Below are 1,832 nucleotides of genomic sequence, written 5' to 3' on the forward strand. Positions count from 1 at the left end.
AGGATCTATCCGCGTCGTCTCCTCGGCGAACTCAACGGCCGCTTCATTCAGCCTCGAGGCGTAGTCGCGGACTTCGCGGGTGATCTCCATCGAGCAGAACTTCGGCCCGCACATCGAGCAGAAGTGCGCGACCTTGTGGGCTTCCTTCGGCAGTGTTTCGTCGTGGAAGCTCTGCGCCGTGTCGGGATCCAGCGACAGGTTGAACTGGTCCTGCCAGCGGAACTCGAAACGGGCGCGGGAGAGCGCGTCGTCGCGCAGCTGCGCCGCCGGATGGCCCTTGGCGAGATCGGCGGCGTGGGCCGCGATCTTGTAGGTGATGACGCCGGTCTTGACGTCGTCGCGGTTCGGAAGACCCAGGTGCTCCTTCGGCGTCACGTAGCAGAGCATCGACGTTCCATACCATCCGATCTGCGCCGCGCCGATCGCACTCGTGATGTGGTCGTAGCCCGGCGCGATGTCGGTCGTCAGCGGCCCCAGCGTGTAGAACGGGGCTTCCCCGCATTCGCGCAGCTGCTTTTCCATGTTGACCTTGATCTTGTGCATCGGCACGTGGCCGGGGCCTTCGATCATCACCTGGCACCCCTTGGCCCAGGCGATCTGGGTCAGCTCGCCCAGGGTTTCGAGCTCGGCGAACTGGGCGCGGTCGTTGGCATCGGCGATGGAGCCGGGACGCAAGCCGTCGCCGAGCGAGAACGAGACGTCATAAGCCCGCATCAGGTCGCAGATCTCGTCGAAGCGCTCGTAGAGGAAGCTCTCCTTGTGATGGGCGAGGCACCACTTGGCCATGATCGAGCCGCCGCGGCTGACAATGCCGGTGACGCGGTTGGCGGTGAGCGGCACGTAGCGCAGCCGCACGCCGGCGTGGATCGTGAAGTAGTCGACGCCCTGCTCGCATTGCTCGATCAGCGTGTCGCGGTAGATCTCCCAGGTGAGCTTGACGGGATCGCCGCCGACCTTCTCCAGCGCCTGGTAGATCGGCACGGTGCCGATCGGCACGGGCGAATTGCGGATGATCCATTCGCGGGTGGTGTGGATGTTGCGGCCGGTCGAGAGGTCCATCACGGTGTCGGCGCCCCAGCGGATCGCCCACACCATCTTCTCGACCTCCTCCTCCACCGACGAGGTGACGGCGGAGTTGCCGATGTTGGCGTTGATCTTCACCAGGAAGTTGCGGCCGATGATCATCGGCTCGAGCTCGGCGTGGTTGATGTTGGCGGGGATGATGGCGCGGCCGCGGGCGATCTCGTCGCGCACGAACTCGGGCGTAACGTGCTCGGGGATGGCGGCGCCGAAGCTCTCGCCGGTGCGGATGGCGGCGGCGGCGCGGGCGAGGGCGGCTTCGCGGCCGAGGTTCTCGCGGTGGGCGACGTAGATCATCTCGTTGGTGATGACGCCGGCGCGGGCGTAGTCGAGCTGGGTGAGGTGACTTGTCGAGCAAGCGCGGAACGGGGCGTGCGCGATCGGGAAGGCGCGCGCGGCGTGGCGGCCGGTTACGCCGCCGTTGTCCTCGGGTTTGATGGCGCGGCCTTCGTAGCGCTCGACGCCGCCGCGCTCGGCGATCCAGGCCTCGCGCGGGCGCGGCAGGCCGCGATGCACGTCGATGGCGGCGGCGGAATCGGTGAAGGGACCGGACGGATCGTAGACGCGGACGGGGGCTTCGCCGGATTCAGGCGACAGCGCGATCTCGCGGAACGGCACGGCGAGGGCGGGCGCTTCTGCCGGGGCCGAATAGATTTTGCGCGAGCCGGACAGCGGGCCGGTGGTGACCTGAAACGGCGTCATCTCGGACGGACGTGCGGGCTTGTTCATAGGAATGCGCTCCAAGAAAATGA

The 1,832-nt window shown here is 66.9% G+C and carries 1 protein-coding gene; it reads right to left on the reverse strand.

Annotated elements, in window-relative coordinates; translation table 11 throughout:
* A partial coding sequence (thiC, locus tag RCO24_RS19230; protein ID WP_374990982.1) for a phosphomethylpyrimidine synthase ThiC occupies positions 1-1,782 on the reverse strand: 1,782 nt, incomplete at its 3' end.
* Between the last annotated feature and the right edge of the window lie 50 nt (positions 1,783-1,832).

It is taken from the genome of Hyphomicrobium sp. LHD-15 (genome assembly GCF_031157355.1).
Lineage (GTDB): Bacteria > Pseudomonadota > Alphaproteobacteria > Rhizobiales > Hyphomicrobiaceae > Hyphomicrobium_C.